This is a genomic window from Nodosilinea sp. LEGE 07298, from assembly GCF_015207265.1.
GTDB lineage: Bacteria > Cyanobacteriota > Cyanobacteriia > Phormidesmidales > Phormidesmidaceae > Nodosilinea.
In genome coordinates this window covers 1-1778 of the sequence record NZ_JADEXE010000556.1, presented here as the reverse complement: position 1 = coordinate 1778, position 1778 = coordinate 1, and the positions used below count along the sequence as shown (strand labels likewise).

At 53.5% G+C, this 1778-nt stretch carries 1 protein-coding gene; it reads right to left on the bottom strand.

What is annotated here, in order from left to right; all coding sequences use genetic code 11:
• Positions 1-232: 232 nt before the first annotated feature.
• The gene (locus IQ273_RS32980; protein ID WP_194027286.1) at positions 233-1237 is read right to left on the bottom strand and encodes an AraC family transcriptional regulator; all 1005 of its coding nucleotides are present in this window, start codon (positions 1235-1237) and stop codon (positions 233-235) included.
• Positions 1238-1778 lie beyond the last annotated feature (541 nt).

Below are 1778 nucleotides of genomic sequence, written 5' to 3'. Positions count from 1 at the left end.
CTCTTCCCCTTGCACCCTGGACCCGACACCTAACACCCCCTCCTGAGACCCGAAGCTCGGCACCGCCCCGGCTAAGCCCAACACCATCGCCAGCGATACCGAACCAGAAACCTGCCACACGCGCATGTCAACTCCTCAGATCAAAGTCAAGACTTATTGCAAATTAGTCTTGATAGCTAATGAAAGGAGTGTAGAGAACGCGATCTGAGGCTGTCTGCTCAAAAATCGACAATTAAGTTTTTTGGGCAGACAGCCTCCCTGCCAAGCACTGGCTGGGGGTAATGCCAAAGCGGCGCTTAAACGCTACGGCAAAGTGCCCCATGTTGCCGTAGCCCACCTGGACTGCGGCCTCGGCTACGGTGCAGTTGCCCTGGCGCAGCAGTTGCTCTGCTGACTCCAGCCGTTGCTGAATCAAGTAGCCAACCACCGTGGTGCCAAACACATCGCGAAAACCCCGCTGCAAGGTGCGATCGCTCACGCCGACCTGTTGAGCGAGATCAAACAGCCCCGGCGGATTCTCCAGTCGAGAGGACAGCACTTCTCGGGCGTGGTAAATGCGGGCGATTGTCTCTGGCTTGCGTCCTGGCGGTGGCTGATGCAGCATTTGGTCAGCGAGAATGGGCTGAAGCTGCAATGCCAGCAGTTCAAATACTTTTTCCTGAAGATAGATCCGTCGAGCAGTACCGCGAAACGGTGCCAACCAAATTTCTTGCGCGACCCGCCTCATCTCTGTAGTTACAGCAGGGAAAAAAGATACTTTCCAGTCATTGTGCTTGATCAGCAGCTTCAGCAAGGTCTCGTCTGCCCCAAACATTTCTGCACAAAGTGTCTCAAACACGCTGGGCAACAGGTGAATGTGGATCTGAGTGACCCGCTGCAATTGCTCAATTTGCTCTGCATAGGGGGGCGAAATACCGCTGCCAGAGAAGTAGCTCCGCTGGCCGCCAAAGGCAGGATAGAGGTCTTCACAGTGCACTATCCCCGTCAGCACCACCGTGCATTGCACCAGATGGTCATGGGCGGGGACTTTGATCACCCAACTCTGATGCATCTGGCAGTCCGACAGGCTCAGCCAGACTCCTGGACACAGCTCTGTATGGCCATAGTAGCCCCGCCCCAGCCGTTCTGGAACGCTTTCAACCTCCTCAAAATCATCCAAAACCAGGTCGGGGCAGCGTGGTTTTGGGGCCTGCTGATGCAGTTCGTCCCAGTCAGATTCATTGAGAGTGAGCGTCATAGTGGGAGCGATAAACAGACGTATGGAATCGATTTAACGACAATAACTCGCAATAAACCTACCATGCCCCTGACCGCTCAAGCTTGGCCTCTTTCCTACAGCGAACCAAGGCGTAATAAAACTTCATACGCAACTCATTGAGAATCACTCCAATCTGTGGTGAGATATTTATTGAGAAATAGAGTCAATAATTTTGCAGGTTGAGTGAGGATTTCGGGTATGTGGTTCACGGTTGGCGGTGCAGGGTTCACGGCATTCTGTAGAACGTAGCCCTTGAAACGTATACTTTAGCTCCCCTCCCGCATTGGCAAAGAGCCGCGAACTCATTGATCACTGTTGACTTTTACTAGCAATAAAAATCTATGGTTGCCCCAGGGAGGAGTTATGGATGGCTAAAGGACTGTTTAGACGCCTGTGATGCGATCGCCTGTCCCCGATGTAATCGATCGCAGTGCTGCTGGCCACGCTGTTTGTAGCGGCAGCCTCGAAGTAGGTGCCAGAAACCCGATGCTCGGCCCGATGCTCAAGACTAACCCACCCC

What these genes read in the sequence shown, in the direction of transcription:
- IQ273_RS32980 (WP_194027286.1), bottom strand. Translation starts at nt 1,237, where the DNA reads ATGACGCTCACTCTCAATGAATCTGACTGGGACGAACTGCATCAGCAG.